This window comes from Streptomyces sp. NBC_01808, from assembly GCF_035917395.1.
In the GTDB taxonomy this organism is placed as follows: Bacteria; Actinomycetota; Actinomycetes; order Streptomycetales; family Streptomycetaceae; genus Streptomyces.
The window spans coordinates 3,164,795-3,185,358 of the sequence record NZ_CP109072.1 but is presented as its reverse complement, the minus strand read 5'-3'; the positions used below and the strand labels follow the sequence as shown (position 1 = coordinate 3,185,358).

General features: G+C 73.3%; 19 protein-coding genes. 8 read left to right on the top strand and 11 right to left on the bottom strand.

The annotated features are described in order from the left end of the window. The first annotated feature begins 113 nt into the window (after positions 1–113). A complete protein-coding gene (locus OG946_RS13590) occupies positions 114–1,634 on the top strand; it encodes an MFS transporter (protein WP_326796371.1) in 1,521 nt (506 codons plus the stop codon). A gap of 122 nt (positions 1,635–1,756) precedes the next feature. Here OG946_RS13590 and OG946_RS13585 read toward each other — a convergent pair whose 3' ends face one another. Beyond that, complete coding sequence (locus tag OG946_RS13585; RefSeq protein ID WP_326796370.1) at positions 1,757–2,527, bottom strand: dioxygenase family protein; 771 nt, start codon at positions 2,525–2,527, stop codon at positions 1,757–1,759. Positions 2,528–2,609: 82 nt separating this feature from the next. Next, positions 2,610–3,743 (bottom strand): questin oxidase family protein, encoded by a 1,134-nt coding sequence (locus OG946_RS13580; RefSeq protein WP_326796369.1) that lies wholly within the window; start codon positions 3,741–3,743, stop codon positions 2,610–2,612. Positions 3,744–4,205: 462 nt separating this feature from the next. On the opposite strand from OG946_RS13580, the gene OG946_RS13575 reads away from it, so the two are divergent. After that, positions 4,206–5,225, top strand: a complete 1,020-nt coding sequence (locus tag OG946_RS13575) for a sigma-70 family RNA polymerase sigma factor (RefSeq protein ID WP_326796368.1) — start codon at positions 4,206–4,208, stop codon at positions 5,223–5,225. Positions 5,226–5,310: 85 nt separating this feature from the next. On the opposite strand, the gene OG946_RS13570 is transcribed toward OG946_RS13575, so the two are convergent. Both OG946_RS13570 and OG946_RS13565 read right to left on the bottom strand, forming a co-directional pair. After that, positions 5,311–5,682, bottom strand: coding sequence for a DoxX family protein (locus OG946_RS13570; protein WP_326796367.1), 372 nt, complete (start codon positions 5,680–5,682; stop codon positions 5,311–5,313). A 224-nt stretch (positions 5,683–5,906) separates the two neighbouring features. Continuing rightward, the gene (locus tag OG946_RS13565; protein WP_326796366.1) at positions 5,907–6,998 is read right to left on the bottom strand and encodes a P1 family peptidase; all 1,092 of its coding nucleotides are present in this window, start codon (positions 6,996–6,998) and stop codon (positions 5,907–5,909) included. Positions 6,999–7,098: 100 nt separating this feature from the next. On the opposite strand from OG946_RS13565, the gene OG946_RS36080 reads away from it, so the two are divergent. Beyond that, positions 7,099–7,257 (top strand): hypothetical protein, encoded by a 159-nt coding sequence (locus tag OG946_RS36080; protein WP_018839180.1) that lies wholly within the window; start codon positions 7,099–7,101, stop codon positions 7,255–7,257. Between the two features lie 58 nt (positions 7,258–7,315). On the opposite strand, the gene mscL is transcribed toward OG946_RS36080, so the two are convergent. From mscL to OG946_RS13530, 6 genes are all read right to left on the bottom strand, one after another. Beyond that, complete coding sequence (gene mscL / locus OG946_RS13555; protein WP_326796364.1) at positions 7,316–7,828, bottom strand: large conductance mechanosensitive channel protein MscL; 513 nt, start codon at positions 7,826–7,828, stop codon at positions 7,316–7,318. Between the two features lie 114 nt (positions 7,829–7,942). Continuing rightward, complete coding sequence (locus OG946_RS13550; protein WP_326796363.1) at positions 7,943–8,650, bottom strand: hypothetical protein; 708 nt, start codon at positions 8,648–8,650, stop codon at positions 7,943–7,945. Between the two features lie 351 nt (positions 8,651–9,001). After that, entirely contained in the window at positions 9,002–9,850 is an 849-nt protein-coding gene (locus tag OG946_RS13545) for an S-methyl-5'-thioadenosine phosphorylase (RefSeq protein ID WP_326796362.1), read from the bottom strand. 37 nt (positions 9,851–9,887) lie between these two features. After that, entirely contained in the window at positions 9,888–10,265 is a 378-nt protein-coding gene (locus OG946_RS13540) for an FmdB family zinc ribbon protein (RefSeq protein WP_326796361.1), read from the bottom strand. A 67-nt stretch (positions 10,266–10,332) separates the two neighbouring features. Further along, entirely contained in the window at positions 10,333–11,598 is a 1,266-nt protein-coding gene (locus OG946_RS13535) for an MFS transporter (RefSeq protein ID WP_326796360.1), read from the bottom strand. A gap of 261 nt (positions 11,599–11,859) precedes the next feature. Continuing rightward, on the bottom strand, positions 11,860–13,362 hold the full coding sequence (locus OG946_RS13530; RefSeq protein ID WP_442814613.1) for a potassium/proton antiporter: 1,503 nt from the start codon (positions 13,360–13,362) through the stop codon (positions 11,860–11,862). Between the two features lie 157 nt (positions 13,363–13,519). Between OG946_RS13530 and OG946_RS13525 the strand changes: the two genes are divergently transcribed. Continuing rightward, positions 13,520–16,225, top strand: coding sequence for a penicillin acylase family protein (locus OG946_RS13525; RefSeq protein WP_326796358.1), 2,706 nt, complete (start codon positions 13,520–13,522; stop codon positions 16,223–16,225). Between the two features lie 26 nt (positions 16,226–16,251). Here OG946_RS13525 and OG946_RS13520 read toward each other — a convergent pair whose 3' ends face one another. Further along, positions 16,252–17,004 carry a 5-formyltetrahydrofolate cyclo-ligase gene (locus OG946_RS13520; protein ID WP_326796357.1) on the bottom strand — a complete coding sequence of 251 codons (753 nt, stop codon included), beginning with the start codon at positions 17,002–17,004 and terminating at the stop codon, positions 16,252–16,254. A 30-nt stretch (positions 17,005–17,034) separates the two neighbouring features. On the opposite strand from OG946_RS13520, the gene galU reads away from it, so the two are divergent. The 4 genes from galU (at position 17,035) to OG946_RS13500 (ending at position 20,546) form a co-directional block, all read left to right on the top strand. Beyond that, positions 17,035–17,943 carry a UTP--glucose-1-phosphate uridylyltransferase GalU gene (gene galU / locus OG946_RS13515; protein WP_326796356.1) on the top strand — a complete coding sequence of 303 codons (909 nt, stop codon included), beginning with the start codon at positions 17,035–17,037 and terminating at the stop codon, positions 17,941–17,943. Then, positions 17,940–19,436 (top strand): molybdotransferase-like divisome protein Glp, encoded by a 1,497-nt coding sequence (gene glp, locus OG946_RS13510; protein ID WP_442814349.1) that lies wholly within the window; start codon positions 17,940–17,942, stop codon positions 19,434–19,436. The genes galU and glp overlap by 4 nt, the downstream gene beginning before the upstream one ends. 91 nt (positions 19,437–19,527) lie before the next feature. Then, complete coding sequence (gene moaC / locus OG946_RS13505) at positions 19,528–20,019, top strand: cyclic pyranopterin monophosphate synthase MoaC (RefSeq protein WP_326796355.1); 492 nt, start codon at positions 19,528–19,530, stop codon at positions 20,017–20,019. Continuing rightward, positions 20,016–20,546 carry a MogA/MoaB family molybdenum cofactor biosynthesis protein gene (locus OG946_RS13500; protein WP_326796354.1) on the top strand — a complete coding sequence of 177 codons (531 nt, stop codon included), beginning with the start codon at positions 20,016–20,018 and terminating at the stop codon, positions 20,544–20,546. The genes moaC and OG946_RS13500 overlap by 4 nt, the downstream gene beginning before the upstream one ends. The last annotated feature ends 18 nt before the right edge of the window (positions 20,547–20,564 follow it).

Below are 20,564 nucleotides of genomic sequence, written 5' to 3'. Positions count from 1 at the left end.
GAGTCTGTTCTGATCATCGAGACTCTCTGTTTCCGAGCCCTGTGCGGTGATGAGCACCGGTTCGTTCTGATTCGTACCAAGATCAACCCTGAACTCGAATGGTGGGTACCCCCATGCCAGAAACGGCACTGCAGCCTGATCCGAGGCGCTGGAAAGCCCTCGCGTTCATCGCTGTGGCTCAGTTGATGGTCGTCCTCGACGCGACCATCGTGAACATCGCGCTGCCCTCCGCCCAGGAGGACCTCGGCATCTCCGACGCCAACCGCCAGTGGGTCATCACGGCCTACGCGCTCGCCTTCGGTGGCCTGCTGCTCTTCGGCGGCCGCATCGCCGACCTCTGGGGCCGCAAGCGCACCTTCATCACCGGCCTCGTCGGCTTCGCGGTCGCCTCCGCGCTCGGCGGCGCCGCGACCGGGCAGGCCATGATGTTCGGCGCCCGCGCCCTCCAGGGCGTCTTCGGCGCGCTGCTCGCGCCCGCGGCCCTGTCGCTGCTCGCGGTCCTCTTCACCGACGGCAAGGAGCGCGCCAAGGCGTTCGGCATCTACGGCGCCATCGCCGGTGGTGGCGGCGCCGTCGGCCTGATCCTCGGCGGCGTGCTGACCGAGTACCTGGACTGGCGCTGGACGTTCTTCGTGAACATCCCGTTCGCGATCGTCGCGGTCCTCGGTGCGATGGCCACCATCCACGACCCGAAGGGCAGCCGGAACCGCTCCCCGCTCGACATCCCGGGCGTGCTGCTGGCGACCACCGGTCTGGTGGCGCTGGTGTACGGCTTCACCCGGGCCGAGTCGGAGGGCTGGACCGACACCCTGACGCTGGTCATGTTCGTCGCGTCCGTGGTGCTGCTGGCCACGTTCGTGGCGGTGGAGTCCCGGGTCAAGAGCCCGCTCCTGCCGCTGCGCGTCCTGCTGGAACGCAACCGCGGGGGCGTCTACCTCTCGCTCGGCCTCGCGGTCATCGCGATGTTCGGCGTCTTCCTGTTCCTCACCTACTACCTGCAGGTCGTGAAGGGCTACACCCCGGTCAAGACCGGCGTGGCGTTCCTTCCGATGATCGTGGGCATGATCATCGGCTCGACCCAGATCGGCGCCCGGCTGATGACCCGCGTGCAGCCGCGGCTGCTGCTGGTGCCCGGCTTCCTCGTCGGCGCCCTCGGCATGCTGCTGCTGGCCCAGATGGAGCCGGGCAGCTCGTACGCCGCGGTCGTCCTGCCCGGCCTCATCCTGCTGGGCCTGGGTCTCGGCACGGCGTTCATGCCGGCCATGTCCCTGGCCACCTTCGGGGTCGAGCCGCGTGACTCGGGCGTCGCCTCGGCGATGGTCAACACCTCGCAGCAGGTGGGCGGCGCCATCGGCACCGCGCTGCTGAACACGATCGCCGCCAGTGCGACGACCGACTGGATCTCCTCGCACGCCTCCGAGGCCCGCACCCTGGGCCGCGAGGGCTTCGCGAACTCCGCGGCCGTGCACGGCTACTCGACCGCGATCTGGTGGGCGGTCGGCATCCTCGTGGTCTCCGCCGCCATTGCGTACACCCTCGTCACCGCCCGGGCCCAGTCGGGGCACGAGACGGTCGGCGACGGCAAGGACGCCGGTACGTCGGACGAGGTGCAGGCGCCGGTGATGGTCCACTGACCGCGCTAGTGCACTGACTCAAAGGAGAGTTCAGGGCTAGCGAAGGCCCCTTTCCGTTCCTCGGGGGGACGGGAAGGGGCCTTCGCCATGCCTGGGTCTTTTGTCCGCTGCCGCCGTCTCGCTCAGCCCAGTTGGAGGGAGCGCTTGGCCAGCCCCATCCAGAAGCCGTCGATGACGCTGCGCTGGGTCTGCAGGTCGTCCTCGGCGGCGCCGAGGGTGACGAACAGCGGGGCGAAGTGCTCGGTACGGGGGTGGGCCAGCCGGCCTGCGGGCGACTTGCGCACGAAGTCCAGCAGCGCGTCCACGTCCTGCGCCGCCAGCGCCTCGCGGCCCCAGGCGTCGAACTCCGCGGACCACGCGGGCGGCCCGTCCCCGGTGTGCCGCAGCGCGGCGAGGTTGTGGGTGAAGAAGCCGCTGCCGACGATCAGTACGCCCTCCGCGCGCAGCGGCGCGAGCCGGCGGCCGAGCGCGAGCAGCCGCTCGGGGTCGAGGGTCGGCATGGAGAGCTGGAGCACGGGGATGTCGGCGTCCGGGTACATCTCCACCAGCGGCACGTACGCGCCGTGGTCGAGGCCGCGGTCGGGGAAGTCCTGCACGCTCTCGCCGGGGGAGCGCAGCAGTTTGCGTACGGACTCGGCCAGCTCGGGGGCGCCGGGGGCGGGATAGCGGACGCGGTAGTAGTGCTCGGGGAAGCCCCAGAAGTCGTAGACCAGCGGGACCGTGGTGGTGGCGCCGAGGGCGACGGGGGCCTCCTCCCAGTGCGCGGAGACCACGAGGACGGCGCGCGGGCGGGGCAGGTCCGCGGCCCAGGCGGCCAGCTCGGCCGGCCAGACGGGATCGTCGGCGAGCGGCGGGGCGCCGTGGGAGAGATAGAGCGCGGGCATGGTGGACATGGGTGGGTCGCCGCCTTCCGGTCCCTTGAAGTTTAGACTTCAACCATACCCGCGCTCGGCTGGATGCTCGCGTGCGCCCGGTTCAGAACGCCGGGTCGATGAGCGCGACGGACTGCAGCGCGGCCACGCGCGCGGTGTCGTCGCCGACGTCCAGCGCGGTGTCGACGAACTTGATCGTGTGCTCGTCCCCGTGCGCCGCCGCCCGGGTCAGCAGCTCGTCGGCGGCGGTTGCCGCGTCCCCGGCCGGCGGCGCCGGGATGCGGTCCTGCGGCAGCGGGGCGGCCGGTCCGTACGCGGCGGTGACGGCGGCGCTCGCCGCCCAGGCGGCCGCGTAGCTCGGGACCCACAGGTCGCGGGGGAGCGCGGGCAGGGCGCGGAGCACGGCGTTCGGGGCGGTCGCCGCGTGTACCAGCATCACCGGCTCGCCGTGGCCGTACGCCGCATAGCGGTGGACCGCGGCCCGTACCAACCCGGCCAGCGCCTCGCGGGCCTCCTCGGGGGTGCGCGCCGGGGCCAGGGCGCTCACCGCCGCCGGCCAGCCGGGCGTCGACTCCGGGGTGAGCTGCGCCAGCCGCTCGCGGATGCCGCCGGCCTGCGCGGGCACGGCGGGAACGGCGGCCAGCGCGGCGTCAGGGTCCGCGGTGCCGGTCGGGACGGGGGCGCTGGGCAGGCGGGCGTAGCGGGCGGCCCAGTAGCCCAGGGCGTGCGCCAGCTCGGTGACGCGGGGGCCGGCGGGGGCGTGGCCCGCGGCCTCGGTGTCCTGGAGGGTCCGTACGGCATGGCCCGCGCGGATCACGGTGTGCGTCGCGGCGCCGGCCAGCCCGGGGAGCAGCCGCGGCCACCACTCCGCCAGCACGTCGCGCCACGGCCGGGCGTCCAGCTCCCGTGCGAAGTACGCCGGCCAGTCCCCGAGCCGGGCCGGATCGCCGAGCGCCTCGCGCCAGGCGGCGGGGTCGATGGGCCGGGCCGGCGGCGGCATGTCCTCCAGCTTGTCCCGGTAGCGGTCCAGCCAGCGGTGCACGGTCGCCGCCCGGTCGCCGTGCACCAGGGCCTCGACGGCCATCGGGCCGTGGTTCGTCAGCCAGCCCTGCCGCTCGGGCCCCGCGGCGTGCAGCCGCTCCAGGGCCTCGTCGAGCACCCCGCTGTCGTCCCGGGTGCGGCTGTCCTCCCGGGTGTGGCCCGTCTCCGTACGCGCGTCCTCACGGCTCTTCTCCATGCCGGGGACGCTACGTGCGCCGCCGCCGGTCCGTAACGGCCGCGGGCCCTAGGTCCCCGTAGGTCTACGGGCCCAGGCGCCCACCCGCACTTTCCGGCCGCGGGAGCAACCAGAAGGCCCCGCGCGCCGTCTTCACAGGGGGAGGGCGGCCCAGGACGGCGCTGCCCAGGGGGGAGGCCACGATGCCGGACGTGACGGGCATCTCGCGGATCAGCGGCGGCCGACACCGGCCCGGGCCGCCGTCGCCCGCCGGCCGCCCGGCCTGACCAGGCCCTCTCCGGCCCGTACCGCGCACCGTGCGGCGCCCTGAGCCTGCCTTGAGGCGGCGCAGGATACTGCAAGATCACGAAAATCGGGGCACCCGAAGGGAATTCTGTCCTGATTCTCTGCGTTGGACAGGGTGAAACGGACACCCGGTAGGTGTCGACCACCGGTGAGGAACTCACTCGCAAGGGAGTATGCATGGCAACCCGTGCCGTCGCCCGCCGCCAGGCCGAGACCCCGGCCGGCGGGGCAAGCAGCGCTCGCGGCGCTCGCGCCAAGAGCGGCGAGATCGCTGACCGCGACCTCGTCGGGATGTACCTCGACGAGATCGCGCGGACGCCGCTGCTCGACGCCGCGAAGGAAGTCGAGCTCTCCCTGGACATCGAGGCCGGCGTCTACGCCGAGAAGCTGCTCGCCGGCGAGGCGAAGCCCGAGGCGGTGGACGCGCCGAGCGCGTCGGCGAACCGGGAGGAACTCGAAGCGATCGTGGCCCAGGGCGAGCGTGCCAAGGACCTCTTCATCCGCTCGAACCTCCGCCTGGTCGTCGCCGTCGCCCGCCGCTACCCGCGCAGCGGGCTGCCGCTCCTCGACCTGATCCAGGAGGGGAACGCCGGCCTGGTGCGCGCCGTCGAGAAGTTCGACTACAAGAAGGGCTTCAAGTTCTCCACGTACGCCACGTGGTGGATCCGCCAGGCCATCACCCGCTCCATCGCCGACCAGTCCCGGACGATCCGGCTCCCCGTCCACCTCGTCGAGGAACTGGGCCGTATCCGGCGCGTACAGCGCGAGTTCAACCGCGAGCACGGCCGTGAGCCGGAGCCCGCCGAGGTCGCCGCCGAGCTGGGCTCGACGCCTGAGCGCGTGACGGACGTCCTGGACTGGGCCCGCGACCCGGTCAGCCTCAACATGTCGGTGGACGACGAGGGCGAGACCCAGTTCGGCGACCTGCTGGAGGACACCGGCGCGGACTCGCCGGAGGACTCCGTCCTGGTGATGATGCGCCGCGAGGAACTGGAGGGCCTCATCGGCCGGCTGGAGCCGCGCACGGCGTCGATCATCAAGGCGCGGTACGGCATCGAGGACGGCCGCGAGCGCACGCTGACCGAGGTCGGCAAGCAGCACGGCCTGACCCGCGAGCGGATCCGGCAGATCGAGAAGCACGCGCTGGTCGAGCTGAAGAAGCTCGCCCGCGACACGGGCTTCGAGTCCGCGGCCTGACGGCCGGCCCGACCGCCCACCCCGAGCAGCCCCCGATGTCTCCCCCCGGCATCGGGGGCTTCCCCATGCCGGGAGGCCGGCGGGATCACGCGCCGATCGCGGCGTCGGTCATGTAGGCGGCGGACGCCAGGGCGAGGAGCAGATACAGCCCGGGGAACGCGATGTTGTGGAAGACCCGCGCCCTGATGTGCGCGACGACGGCCCCGACGAAGAACAGGGTCAGCCCGACCCCGGCGGCGACCCCGAGCCACGGCACCGCCGCCAGCCCGACAACGAGCCCGGCCGCACCGGCGAGCTTCAGCGCCGCGAGATAGGGCAGGGCGGCGGCGGGAGTGTGCACGGCGGCGGAGTTCTTCATCACGAACCCCGCCTTGGCGAAGTCGGCGACGGCGATGAAGGTGTTCGCCGCGATGCACACCAGCACGGCGGTGGCCAGCGCACTCGTCTGTACGCTCATGGGCAGAAGAACTCCTCGGCTGGCGGGCTTCCGGGACGTGAGAGTGGTGGTCTCGTCCGTCCAACGCGCCTGCCGTGGAAAGGTGACACCCGGTGGTACGGGTCGCGGAGTCCGAAGCGGCCCGGCCGCGGTCGACCGGGTTCGCTGGCGCCGCTGGCAGCGGTCGCCGTACCGGCAACTAACCCCCGACGGGCGGCGGACGGGCCGGGCAGAGAAGGCCGCTGTCAGGCCGGGGCGTAGAGGTCGGTGTAGGACGGGAAGATGCCGCCTGGGCCGTCGATGGATTCCGCGGTGCGGAGGGCCTTGGCCATGGCTCGGGTGAGGGTGTCGGCGCCGGCCGCGAAGACCTCGTTGAGGGCGCCGGCTTCCTGGTGGACCGCGAACGCCGGGTCGGGGGTGGCGGCGTTCGGGGGCAGCAGCGGCCGGGCGCCGGTGGCCAGGGCGAACACGGTGTCGCCGTCGGAGAGCAGGTGCGCGGGGCGTACGGCACGGGCCAGCCCGTCATGCGCGGAGCCGGCCAGCTTCTGCGCCTGCGCCTTGCCGAGCGCGGCGTCCGTGGCGACGACGGCCAGCGTCGTGTTCAGCGGCGGCCGGGCCGACGCGGCGAACCGCCGCGCGGTCTCCTCCCGAGCCGCCTCCAACCGCCGCAACGCGGCGGCATGGACCTCAGCGTCGGGCAGTCCGCCCGCGGCCGCGCCGGGCAGCTCCGCGTACAGCGCGCCAGTCGTCGGGTCGAGGCCCGAGCCGGCGGCGTTGACGACCGCCAGCGCGGCGACCGTGGTGCCGGAGGGCAACACCGTGCTCGCCGTACCGACGCCGCCCTTCATCGCCCCGCACACCGCGCCCGTGCCCGCGCCGACGTTGCCCTGCGCGGCCGGGGCGCCGGACGCGGAGGCCGCTGCCGCGGCGGCGGCCTCCCGGCCCATGGCGGCGTCGGGGCGGGCCCGGAAGTCCCCGCCGCGGCCCAGGTCGAACAGGGCCGCAGCCGGGACCACCGGGACCACCTGCGCCGGGTCGGGCCCCACCCGGAAGCCGCGGCCCTGCTCCTCCAGCCAGGCCATCACGCCGGAGGCGGCAGCCAGCCCGTACGCGCTGCCGCCCGTCAGCACCACCGCCTCCACCCGCGGCACGATGTTGCGCGGGTCGAGGGCATCGGTCTCCCGGGTGCCGGGGCCGCCCCCGCGTACGTCCACGGAGGCGACGGCGCCACCCCCCGGCGCGAGCACCACCGTCGTCCCGGTCAGCCACCCGTCACCGACCCGCGACGCGTGCCCGACCCGCACCCCCGCCACATCCGTGATCCCGTCCACGCCCATGCGACGCACTTTAACCGCCCACCCCACGGGACCCCGGCGGCAAAGCCCCACGGCCGTGCACGGGCCACAGCGTCCGGGGCGGCCCCGTACCCTGGGGGCTATGAGCACCGAGCCCGAGAACCCGCTCGTCTTCGACGATCCGCTGGCGCAGCCGAGCCGGGACGACACCGACGAGGGCTGGGGCGAGCGGCCCGCCGCCGAGGGGAGCGCCGCCGATCTGGCCCGCTTCCTCGACGAGAAGCCGCCGCACCACATCTGACCCCGCACGGGGCCTCGGCGACGACCCCGCGGCTTCTGGACGGCCGCCCGGAAGCGCGCTACCTCTGCGACGGAAGCGTGCCGCCGTCGCGGTTCGGCGTCGCGCCGTTCCGCTGGGCCACCAGCTCGTCGCGGATCTGCGTCAGCAGCTCGATCTCCGTGGCCTCCGCGGGGGTCTCCTCCACCGGCGCCTTCGCCGCCTGCCGCTCCCTGAGCTTGTTCATCGGCAGGATCATCGCGAAGTACACGACGGCCGCCGTCATGACGAACGTCAGCGTCGCGCTCAGCACCGGGCCCCACAGGATCGCGATACCCTCGGTGACCTCGCCCTCCGGGCTCGTCGTGCAGACATCGCTGAAGCACGAGTGGTACCTGTCGAGGTTCTTCGAGCCGAAGACGCCGACGACGGGGTTGATGACGCCCTTGACCACCGCGTTCACGATGCTCGTGAACGCCGCGCCGACGACGACGGCGACCGCGAGTTCCATCACGTTCCCGCGCATCAGGAACTGCTTGAACCCGGCGATGACGCCCTGACTGTCCGAGGTGCTCCCGGCGCCCTGCGTGCTCAATGCCCTTCCTCGCTTCACTCTCGACGGGTCGGTCGACCCAGCAAGGTATGGCAGAGATACGGAAGGATTGTCCAATCCTCCCACTCATGCCGGTGACCATCCGCGCAACTGTCATCATCGCAGCGTCACCACCAGTCGCTCGCCGGCCGCCGCACCGGCCAAGACCGCAGCCGCGGACCGCGGCACGGACAGCACCACCAGCGTCCCGTCCTCCCACCCGGTCAATCCCGCTGCTCCGGACGGCACCTCCGTCTCCGGGCTCTCCGGCAAGTCCCACTCGTCCGGCGCCTCTTCCGACGCGTCCGGCGCCTCTATCGACTCGGGTGACCCCGTCGCTCCCGCCGTCTCCGCGGCCCCCGGCGCGTCCGCCCCCTGCTCCGCATCCGGCGCCCCCGCCGTCCCCGGGATCTCCGCCACCCGCGCCGCCCGTGCCACGACCCGCGCCGGGCCACCGTCCTCGGCATCCACGGCCAGCACGTCCACCACATCACCCGGCGTCAGCAGCCCGACCACCCCCGCGTCCGCGATCCGCACCGGCGCCAGCACCTCCCCGCCGCCGCTACCGCCCCCGTCCCGCCCCTCGGCCGCCGGGCCCGTGACATCCCCGGAAGCCTCCCCATCCGAGCCGTCCGGCGCAGCGGCAGGCGGCGGGTCTTCCGCGTCGTTGCGCGGCGCCGCGGCCAGGGCCGCTGCCGCCATCGCGAGTAAGGCGGCCACCAGCCGCCGGCGGCTCGCCAGCGCCCGCCGCACCCGGGCCCCGCGCGCAGGCCGCAGCGGCTCGAAGTCCGGCACCCCGCCCGGCGGCGGCGCCCCACGCGGCAACGATCCCGGTCCTGCCGCCGACCACGAGCCGGGTCCCGCCGCGCCCCCGCCGCCCCCGCGTGAAATCACCGCCCCCGCCGGGCCGTTGCCTCCACCGGCCCCCGCCTTGCCGTGCCGCAAGCCCGCCTCAGCGCCGGGAGAAAGAGTCAGAGAAGAGCCGGGAAGAGTACGGGCCAGGGCAGACATGGCGGCCACCACCTGTTCGTGACGAGTCGATCGCGTTCCGTGACGCCCTCGACTCTGCCCGATCCCCGCCCGCCCCGCTCCAGCCTGTGGATAACTCCCCAGTTGTGGATAACCCCGTCACCCGGGCCCGGGGGAAACCGCCCCTACGGCCCCGGATAAACCGCCCTACGGCAGCTCGATCCCCGGGTCCATCCCCGCCAGCGCACCCGCACACAAGCAGTTCCGGTCCGCCGTCGCCGGCAGCCGCCCCACCGCGTCGAACAGCACGTCCCGCAGCCGCCCGACGTTCGCCGCGAAGACCTCCAGCACCTCTTCGTGCGAGACGCCCTCGCCCGTCTCGGCGCCCGCGTCCAGGTCCGTCACCAGCGTCATCGACGTGTAGCAGAGCTCCAGTTCACGGGCCAGCACCGCCTCCGGGTGCCCGGTCATCCCGACCACGGCCCACCCCTGCGCCTGGTGCCACACCGACTCCGCCCGCGTCGAGAACCGCGGCCCCTCGATGACGACCAGCGTCCCCCCGTCGACCGCCTCCCAGCCGCTCTCGTGCGCGGCCTTCAGTGCGGCCCCGCGCCCCGTGGGGCAGTAGGGGTCGGCGAGACTCACGTGCACGACGTTCGGCGTGGCGCCGTCGGGCAGTTGCTCGCCGTCGTAGTACGTCTGCGCGCGCGACTTCGTACGGTCCACCATCTGGTCCGGTACGAGCAGCGTGCCCGGCCCGTGCTCCGGCTGCAGCCCGCCCACGGCGCACGGCCCCAGCACCTGCCGTACGCCCAGGGAGCGCAATGCCCACAGGTTGGCCCGGTAGTTGATCCGGTGCGGCGGGATGTGGTGCTTGCGGCCGTGCCGGGGCAGGAACGCGACGCGCCGCCCCGCGATCTCGCCGAGGAAAAGCGAGTCGCTGGGCGGCCCGTACGGTGTCTCGACGGCGATCTCCGTGACGTCGTCGAGGAACGAGTAGAACCCGGAGCCCCCGATGACGCCGATCTCTGCCTGTACTGCCGCTGCATCAGCCATGCCGCAACGATAACCGCGCGGCCGGGCCCGGCGGCGCTCAGGCCGCGGACGTCCCGCTGGACGACTTGGAGGACGACGAAGAGGAAGAAGACGAGGACGTCGGGGAAGACGACGAACCCGAAGAGGAGGAGGAAGAAGACGAGGACGACGACGAAGAGGAGGAAGTCGACGACTCGGAACTCTTCTTCTCGCTCGACCCCGACCCGGAGCCCGACCCCCCGGAACCCGAGCCGGAACCGCCGCGGCTGTCCGTCCGGTAGAACCCGGAGCCCTTGAAGACGACGCCGACCGCGGAGAACACCTTGCGCAGCCGCCCCTGGCAGGCGGGGCACACCGTCAGCGGCTCGTCGGTGAACTTCTGCACCGCTTCGAGGCCCTCGCCGCACTCGGTGCACTGGTACTGATAGGTCGGCACGTGCTTCCTCCTGGCACTCTCAACTGTTGAGTGCTAACGACGCTTCATCATGCAGCATTCCCGCCCGTCAGTCCACCGGCGCCGGTACGGGGCGCCCGCCGCCACGGGCCGTGATCACCCCGTGGCTGTCCGCGGGCCGCAGCCGCAGCCGCCGCCGGAGCAGCAGCAGTGTGGCGCACGCGAGCGCGGTCGCCGCCAGCGGTACGAGGAACCCGGCCCTCGCGCCCGGGCCGTCCGCCAGCCGCCCGGCCGCCGTCGTCGCCGCGGCCTGCCCCAGCGCGACGGCGCCCGTCAGCCACGTGAACGCCTCGGTGCGCGCCTGCTTGGGCACCAGCGCATCCGCCAGCGTGAAGCCCGTGATCAGCGCCGGCGCGATGCACACGCCCACCGCGAGGCCGAGCCCGCCGAGCGCCGCCGCCGACTCCAGCCCCGCGACCACCCACAGCGCCGAGGCGGTGGTGACCAGCAGCGGGTACGCGACGAGCAGGCGCCGCTGCGCCGGGCCGCGCCAGTGGATCACGCCGATGACCACCCCGGCGAGCATGTTGCCGGCGGCGAAGACCCCGTACAGGACCCCGCTCAGCCCGGGGCGGCCGATCGACTCGCTGAACGCCGTCAGCGAGACCTGCATGCCGCCGAAGACCGCGCCGACCCCGAAGAACGCCGCGACCAGCACCGGCAGCGCCGGCGCCCGCAGCGCGGAGGCCCGCCGTCCGCGCGGCAGGCCCGTGCGGTCCGCGCGGCCCACCGGCGGCGCCGTCCGCCGCTGCGCCGCGAACAGCAGCCCGCCGGCCAGCGTCAGCACCCCTTCCGCCACCAGGCCCGCCGCCGGATGCACCCCCGTGCACAGGGCCGCGGCGAGCACCGGCCCGACGACGAACGTGAACTCGTCCGTCACCGACTCGAACGCCGTCGCCGTGTGCTGCAGCGGGGTGCGCGGATCCGGGCCGGCGGCCAAGAGATACGACCAACGGGCCCGCACCATCGGCCCGATCTGGGGTATGGACGCGCCCGTCGGCACCGCCGCGGCCACCAGCGCCCACCCCGGCGCACCCGCCAGCGCGAGCACGCTCAGGAGGGCCACCGCGGCAGCGTGCAGGAGCACGCTCGGCAGCAGCACCGCGCGCTGCCCGAAGCGGTCCGTGAGCTTGCCGCTGACAGGGGCGCAGAACGCCATGGACAGACCCGCCGCGGCGGCCACCGTGCCGGCCAGGGTGTACGAGCCGGACGTGTGCTCCACGAGCAGCACGATGCTCATGGTCAGCATCGCGAACGGCTGCCGCGCGGCGAAGCCGGGGAGCACGAAGCTCCGCGCCCCGGGCGTGCGCAACAACTGACGGTAACCGGGCCGCGCACCTGGCGCACCTGGCGTACCGGAGAGAGATCCCGAGGGTGAAGGGGATGCCGAAGACGAAGGGGTTCCGGAAGGAGAAGGGGATCCCGAAGGCGGAGGCTGAGACGGGCGCGACACGGCCCGGTCCTTCCTGCTGCCTGGTAGTGCCGCGCACCGAGGGCCGTCCGCTGTACGCACCGGTCAGGCGCGCCGGCCCTGCATCAGACAGAGACAACAGTTCGTACGAATTCCACCCCGACCCTACCGCCCCCGCCGCTCGTCCGGCGACAGCCACCGCGCCAGCTTGCCGCCCCGGCCGACGTCCCGCAGCCGCTGCTCCGCCGCGTCCCGCACCTCGTCCGTCGCCACCACCAGCAGCTCGTCCCCGCGCCGCAGGATGTCCGTCGGCGCCGGCACGAAGCTCGTCCCGTCCCGCACCACCAGCGTCACCGCCGCCCCCGGCGGCAGCCGCAGCTCGCCGACCTCCACCCCGTGCATCCGCGACCGCTCCGGCACCGACAGCGACAGCAGGTGCCCTTGCACCCGCTCCAGCGGCGCCGACTCGATGCCCAGGTCGTACGCCGCGTCGCCGTCCCCGAGCCGCAGCCACCGCGCCACCAGCGGCAGCGTCGGCCCCTGCACCATCGTGTAGACGATGACGAGCACGAAGACGATGTTGAACACGCGACCGGAGTCGGGCACGTCGTTCACCATCGGGATCGTCGCCAGCACGATCGGCACCGCGCCGCGCAGTCCTCCCCACGACATCAGTGCCTGTTCCCGCCAGGGGATGCGGAACGGCAGCAGGCTCACGATCACCGACGCAGGCCGCGCCACCATCGTCAGCACCAGCCCGACGATCACCGCGGGCAGGATGTCGTCGCCCAGCTCGTGCGGCGTGACCAGCAGCCCGAGCAGCACGAACATCCCGATCTGTGCCAGCCAGCCCACCCCGTCGGCGAAGCCGCGGGTGGCCGACCAGTGCGGCAGCTTCGCGTTCCCCAGGACCATCGCCGCCAGATAGACCGCCAGGAAGCCGCTGCCGTGCGCCAGGGCGCCCACGGCGTACGCGACGATGGTGAGGGCCATCACCGCGATCGGGTACAGGCCGGAGGCGGGCAGCGCCACGTGCCGCAGCGCCATGGAGCCCAGCCAGCCGACCGCCAGCCCCAGCGCCGCCCCGATGGCCAGCTCCAGCAGGATCTCGCCGAGGAGGACGTACCAGGCCTCGATGTGCCCGGGGGTGGAGAAGGCGACGACCAGGATGACCACGGGGGCGTCGTTGAACCCGGACTCGGCCTCCATCACGCCCGCGACCCGCTTCGGCAGCGGCACCTTGCGCAGCACGGAGAAGACCGCCGCGGCATCCGTGGAGGACACGACGGCGCCCATGATGAGCGCCTGCTTCCACTCCAGGCCGACCAGGTAGTGCGCGCCGGTCGCCGTCACGCCGACGCTGACCGCGACGCCCGCCGTGGACAGGACGGCGGCCGTGGGCAGGGCGGGTTTGATCTCACTCCACTTCGTGCCGAGGCCGCCCTCGGCGAGGATCAGCGCGAGGGCCGCGTAGCCGAAGACCTGGGTGAGTTCGGCGTCGTCGAAGCCGTAGCCGAACAGGCCGTCCTCGCCGACGAGGACGCCGATGCCCATGTACAGCAGGAGGCTGGGCAGGCCGCTGCGGGACGCGAGCCGGACCGCCGCGACCGCGACCAGGAGCACCAGCGCGGCGACGAGCGCGAGCTTGTTGAGTTCTTCGACTGACAGCTTTCTCCCTCTCGTCTGATCCGCCTTGACGGAGAATTTACCCGGAGTGACCGTCCGCCTGCTGCTTCGGGGGACAGCGCAGGGGCCGTTCGGAGCCCCTTGACCGGGCGCCTAAGGTTGCTCCAGCAAGTGCTCCGCTGGCTCCAGAAGGACAGGCATGCCCGTCAACGAGAACGGCCGCACGGCAGGCAAGAGGCGCCGCCTCATCTTCGTCGCGATCGGGCTCGCCACCCTGCTGGTGCTGGGCGTCGGCGCCGCCGCGTTCTGGACCGTCAGCACGGTGCGCGACTCCTTCCCGCAGACCACCGGATCGCTCAAACTGCCTGGCCTGGCCTCGCCGGTCACGGTCAAGCGCGATACCCGCGGGGTGCCGACGCTGTACGGGGACACCGCCGAGGACCTCTTCCGCGCACAAGGCTTCGTGCACGCGCAGGACCGCTTCTGGGAGATGGACGTCCGCCGGCACATGACGTCGGGCCGGCTGTCGGAGATGTTCGGCAAGGACCAGGTCGAGACGGACGAGTTCCTGCGCACGCTGGGCTGGCGGCAGGTGGCGCAGAAGGAGTACGACGAGGAGCTCTCGGGGGAGACCAAGAAGTACCTGCGCGCCTACGCCGACGGGGTCAACGCCTACCTCGCGGACCACAGCGGGTCCAGCCTGTCCGTGGAGTACGCCGCCCTGGGGTTCGTCAACGACTACGAGCCGGAGAAGTGGACCCCCGTCGACTCCGTCGCCTGGCTGAAGGCGATGGCGTGGGACCTGCGGGCAAACGTCGAGGACGAGATAGACCGCTCGATGCTGTCCCAGCGCTTCGACGGGGGCGAGATCGCGGACCTGTACCCGCCGTACCCGTACAAGCGCAACAAGCCCATCGTGGACGGCGGCACCGCCACCACCGACGGCTACGAGCCGCGGAGCGCCGGCGGGGCGCAGGGGGTGGAGAACACGTACAGCACCGCCTCCGAGGGCCTCAGAAGCCAGATGGGCTCGCTGGCGAAGACCATGGACGACATCCCCGCCCTCCTCGGCCCCAGCGGCAGCGGCATCGGCTCCAACTCCTGGGTGGTCTCGGGCGACCTGACCACCACGGAGAAGCCCCTCCTCGCCAACGATCCGCACCTGTCCGCGCAGCTCCCCTCCGTCTGGTATCAGATGGGCCTGCAGTGCACCCGGGTGAGCGACGAGTGCCCGTACGAGGTCAGCGGCTTCTCCTTCTCCGGCATGCCGGGCGTCGTCATAGGTCACAACGCCGACATCTCCTGGGGGCTGACCAACCTCGGTGCCGACGTCGCCGACCTGTATCTGGAGAAGGTCGAGGACGACGGCTACCTGTACGACGGCAAGACGCGCGAGTTCGGCACCCGCGAGGAGCTGATCAAGGTCGCGGACGGCGAGGACAAGCGCATCACCGTACGGACCACGCGCAACGGACCCGTGATCTCCGACCGCAGCGACGAACTGGCCGAGGTGGGCAAGGAAGCCCCCGTGGGCAACTCCGCGCCCGACCGCGGCGACGGCTACGCCGTCTCGCTGCGCTGGACCGCCCTGGAGCCGTCCAGCACCATGGACGCCGTCTTCGGCATCAACAAGGCGGCGGACTTCGAGGAGTTCCGCGAGGCCGCCCGCGACTTCGCCGTGCCGTCGCAGAACCTCGTCTACGCCGATACCGACGGCAACATCGGCTACCAGGCGCCCGGCAAGATCCCGCAGCGCGGCAGCGGCGACGGCAGCCTGCCCGCGCCCGGCTGGAACCCGGCGTACTCCTGGGACGGCTATATCCCCTTCGACGCGCTGCCCTGGGAGCTGAACCCCGACCGCGGCTACATCGTCACCGCCAACCAGGCCGTCGTCGACGAGAAGGACTACCCGTATCTGCTGACCACCGATCCCGGCTACGGCACCCGCAGCCATCGCATCTCCGGCCTCATCGAGGAGAAGATCAAGGACGGCGGGAAGATCTCCCCCGACGACATGCGCACTATGCAGCTCGACAACCACAGCGAGATAGCCGAACTCCTCACCCCGCTTCTGCTGGAGATCGAGATCGACGACCCGATGGTGCGCGAGGCCCAGGACCTGCTGAAGGACTGGGACTACAGCCAGGACACCGACTCCTCGGCGGCCGCGTACTTCAACGCCGTCTGGCGCAACATCCTCAAGCTCTCCTTCGGCGACAAGATGCCCAAGGAACTGCGCCCGGACGGCGAGTGCCTGCACGTGCCCCCCGCCAACCCGGCGGCGAACCCCGACGGGCCCGCCACCGTCCGCGAGTGCGGCGAGCGGGACGCGGACGCCGCCCAGCCGGACGGCGGCGACCGGTGGTACGAGGTCGTACGGAGCATCCTCAAGGACGAGGACAACCGCTGGTGGAAGACCACCGGCAGCGACGGCGAGCCCCTCGACGAGAACCGCGACGAGCTGTTCGAGCACGCCATGAACGACGCCCGCTGGGAGCTGACCGCCGAGCTGGGCAAGGACATCGACACCTGGTCCTGGGGCAGGCTGCACCGACTGATGCTGCGCAACCAGACGCTGGGCACCGAGGGCCCCGGCGTCGTGCAGTGGCTGCTCAACCGCGGCCCGTGGAACCTCAGCGGCGGCGAGGCCGCCGTCAACGCCACCGGCTGGAACGCGGCGGGCGGGTACGACGTGATGTGGGTGCCGTCGATGCGGATGGTGGTCGACCTGGCGGACCTCGACGCCTCGGGCTGGGTCAACCTCTCCGGCGCCTCGGGGCACGCCTTCCACCCGAACTACACGGACCAGACGACGGCGTGGGCGAAGGGGGAGCTCTACGAGTGGGCCTTCTCCGACAAGGCGGTGCAGGAGGCCGCTGAGGACACGATGACGCTGTCGCCGTGAGGTGTACGGGGCCGGTGCCCCGGCGGCTACGGCGGCGGGAAACGGCGCACCGCGGAGGGCGTCACGGCGGCGGTCACCGGGCGGTCGTGGGGCTCGGCCGGTACGTGGTCGAGGACTTCGCCGTCGTACAGGAGCACGACGAGGGCGGGCCCGGCGGCGGACGGCGCGCCGGCGGGGGGCGCGCCGGTGTCCGCTCCCGTACGCCGGGGGCTCACGCCCGTACGCTGGGCGCCCGCGGGACCCGTACCGTCCGGGACTCCGCCGCCGACACCCCCGCCGCCCACACCCCCGCCGCCGACACCCCCGCCGTCAACACCCCCCGCCAGCCGCGCCAGCACCCGGTCGTACGACCCGCCGCCCCGCCCCAGCCGCAGCCCCCGGCCGTCGACGGCCAGCCCCGGCAGCAGCACCGCGTCCGCCGCCCGGACCGCCTCGGGACCCAGCCGCGGCCCGGCCGGCTCCAGCAGCCCGCGCCCGGCGGGTCGCAGCGTCTCGGGACCGCCGTACTCCGCCCAGTCCAGGTCGTCGTCCGGCAGCAGCACCGGCAGCAGCACCGCCGTCCCGCGCTCCCGCAGCGCCTCCAGCAGCTCCCGCGTGCCCGGTTCGCGCCCCACCGACACGTACGCCGCGACCGTCCGCGCCCATGCCAGCTCCGGCAGTTCCAGCGCCCGCCGGGCCAGCCGCCGCGCCGCGGCCTCGGCCTCACCCCGCGGCACGGCGGCCCGCGCCGCGAGTAGGGTGCGGCGCAACGCCGCCTTTCTGGCCTGGTCGCTGCCCACTTGTCCGTACCTACCCTTATGGTGCTGAACATGGATTCTTCGCGTACTCGGATCACCAAGGCTGTCATCCCGGCCGCCGGCCTCGGTACCCGCTTCCTGCCGGCGACCAAGGCGACGCCGAAAGAGATGCTGCCCGTCGTGGACAAGCCCGCGATCCAGTACGTCGTCGAGGAGGCCGTCTCGGCCGGACTCACCGACGTCCTCATGATCACCGGGCGGAACAAGCGCCCGCTCGAAGACCACTTCGACCGCAACCACGAGCTGGAAGAGGCCCTGCGGAAGAAGGGCGACGACGGGCGCCTGGCCAAGGTCGCGGAGTCCAACGACCTGGCGAACATCCACTACGTCCGCCAGGGCGACCCCCGCGGCCTCGGGCACGCGGTGCTGTGCGCCGCCGAGCACGTCGGCGACCAGCCGTTCGCCGTCCTCCTCGGCGACGACCTGATCGACCCGCGCGACCCGCTGCTGGCCCGCATGGTGCACGCCCAGGCCGACCACGGCGGCAGCGTCATCGCGCTGATGGAGGTCGACCCGGAGCAGATCCACCTCTACGGCTGCGCGGCCGTGGAGACCACGGCGGACAGCGACGTGGTGCGCGTCACCGATCTGGTCGAGAAGCCGGCCGCCGCCGACGCGCCCAGCAACTACGCGGTCATCGGCCGCTATGTGCTCGACCCGGCGGTCTTCGACGTGCTGCGCACGACGGAGCCCGGCCGGGGGAACGAGATCCAGCTCACCGACGCCCTGCAGCGGCTGGCGACGGACGAGGCGCTCGACAGCCCGGTGCACGGCGTGGTGTTCAAGGGCCGGCGGTACGACACGGGCGACCGCGGCGACTACCTCCGGGCGATCGTCCGCCTCGCGTGCGAGCGCGAGGACCTCGGCGCCGACCTGCGCGCGTGGCTGCGGAAGTACGTCGCGGAGGAGATGGCGGATTGAGCGAGGCGGTGAAGGGGGCGACGGACGCGGGGGAGCAGGAGCCGGAGGCCGGGGTGCAGGAGCCGGAGACCGGGCAGGAGCCGGACGGCGCCGCCCAGGACACGGGTGACGCGGCCGAGGAGGACCGCCCGGGGCGCCGGCCCGCCGGGGTGTGGTCCGTCGACGAGCACATCGACGACATACTGCGGCAGATCCGCCCGCTGGAGCCGCTGGAGATGCAGTTGCTCGATGCCCAGGGCTGCGTCCTCGTCGAGGACGTCACCGCGGCCGTCGCCCTGCCCCCGTTCGACAACAGCTCCATGGACGGGTACGCGGTCCGCACCGTCGACGTCGAGGGCGCGAGCGACGAGTTCCCCGCCGTCCTGCGCGTCGTCGGCGACGTACCGGCGGGCGGCGGCGGCGAGTTGCCGCACGTCGGGGCCGGCGAGGCCGCCCGCATCATGACCGGCGCCCCGCTGCCGCCCGGCACCCAGGCCGTCGTCCCGGTGGAGTGGACCGACGGCGGCACGGGCCGCGGCCGGGTCGACGCCATGCGCCCGCACAGCGAGTCGCCCGCGGGCGCCGGCGGCGCGGTGCGGATCTACGAGCCCGCCGGCACCGGCCGGCACGTACGCACCCGCGGCAGCGACGTCCTCGCCGGCGACCTGGTGCTGCGCGCCGGCACCGTGCTCGGCCCGGCGCAGATCGGGCTGCTCGCCGCCATCGGCCGCGGCACGGTGCGGGTCCGCCCGCGCCCGCGGGTCGTCGTGCTGTCCACCGGCAGCGAGTTGGTGCCCCCGGGCGAGCAGCTCGCCCCGGGACGTATCCACGACTCCAACAGCTACGCGCTGACGGCCGCCGCCCGTGACGCGGGCGCCATCGCCTACCGTGTGGGCGCCGTCGCCGACGACGCCGAGACGCTGCGCGCCACCGTCGAGGACCAGCTCATCCGCGCGGACGCGCTGGTCACCAGCGGCGGGGTCAGCGTCGGGGCGTACGACGTGGTGAAGGAGGCGCTGGCCGAGCTGGACGGCGAGGCGGGCGGCGGCGTGGAGTTCCGGCGGCTGGCGATGCAGCCGGGCAAGCCGCAGGGCTTCGGCCGCATCGGTGCGGACCGCACCCCGTTGTTCGCGCTCCCGGGGAACCCGGTGAGCGCGTACATCTCCTTCGAGATGTTCGTCCGCCCGGTGATCCGCAGGCTGATGGGCGTGGAGCCGGTGCAGCGCCCGGTGGTACGGGCCCGGCTGGCCGGCACCGAGACGCTGACCTCGCCCGCCGGCCGCCGGCAGTTCCTCCGCGGCTGGTACGAGCACGAGCGGGCGGACGGCGGCACAGACCCCGGCGGCACCGGCACCGGCCCCGGCGGCCCGGGCCCCGGGGCGGTCACCCCCGTCGGCGGCTCCGGGTCGCACCTCATCGCGGCGCTGGCCCGCGCGAACGCGCTCGTCGTCGTGCCGGAGGAGACCACGGAGGTGACGCCGGGGGCGCCCGTGGACGTCGTTCTCCTCGACTGAGCGGCGGGAGCCGGGAAACGCGCGGAGCCGGACCGCGGGCCGTGGAGGTAACGTGGCTCCGCGCGAATTCACCCCGGGAGCTCCTGACACCATGAGCCAGTCAAGCCGCCTGACCCACCTCGACGACACGGGCGCCGCCCGCATGGTCGACGTCTCCGCCAAGGACGTCACGGCACGGACCGCCCGCGCCTCCGGGCGCGTCCTCGTCTCGCCGCGCGTCGTCGAGCTGCTCCGCGGCACCGCGCCCGGCGAGACGCTGCCCAAGGGCGACGCCCTGGCCACCGCCCGCCTCGCCGGCATCATGGGCGCCAAACGCACCCCGGAGCTGATCCCCCTCTGCCACCCGCTGGCCCTCTCCGGCGTCACCGTCGACCTCGCCGTCGCGGACGACGCCGTGGAGATCGCGGCGACCGTGCGCACCACGGACCGCACGGGCGTGGAGATGGAGGCGCTGACCGCGGTGTCGGTGGCGGCGCTCACGGTGGTCGACATGGTCAAGGCCGTCGACAAGGCGGCCGTCATCACGGACGTACGGGTCGAGACCAAGACCGGCGGCAAGTCGGGCGACTGGAGCCGGTCGTGAGGGCCCTGGCGGTCACGGTGTCCAACCGGGCGGCCGCGGGGGTGTACGCGGACACGGGCGGCCCGCTGCTCGTCGCGGGCCTGACGGAGATGGGCTTCACCGCGGACGGCCCGCTGGTGGTCCCGGACGGCGAGCCGGTGGAGGCGGCGCTGCGCGAGGCGGTCGCCACCGGGTACGACGTGGTCCTGACCACCGGCGGCACGGGCGTGTCACCGACCGACCTCACCCCGGAGATGACCGCCCGGGTGCTCGACCGCCAACTGCCCGGCGTACCCGAGGCGATCAGGGCGTACGGGTACGCGAAGGTGCCCACCGCCGCGCTCTCCCGCGGGCTCGCCGGGGTCGCGGAACGTACGGTCATCGTGAACCTCCCGGGCTCGTCCGGGGGCGTACGCGACGGGCTCGCGGTGCTCGCGCGGCTGCTGCCGCACGCGGTCGACCAGGTGCACGGCGGCGACCACGCGCGTGCGGACGACGGCCCGCGTGCGGACAACGGCCGTCACAGACACCCCGGCGGTGCCCACTGAGCGCGTCCTGGCCCGCGG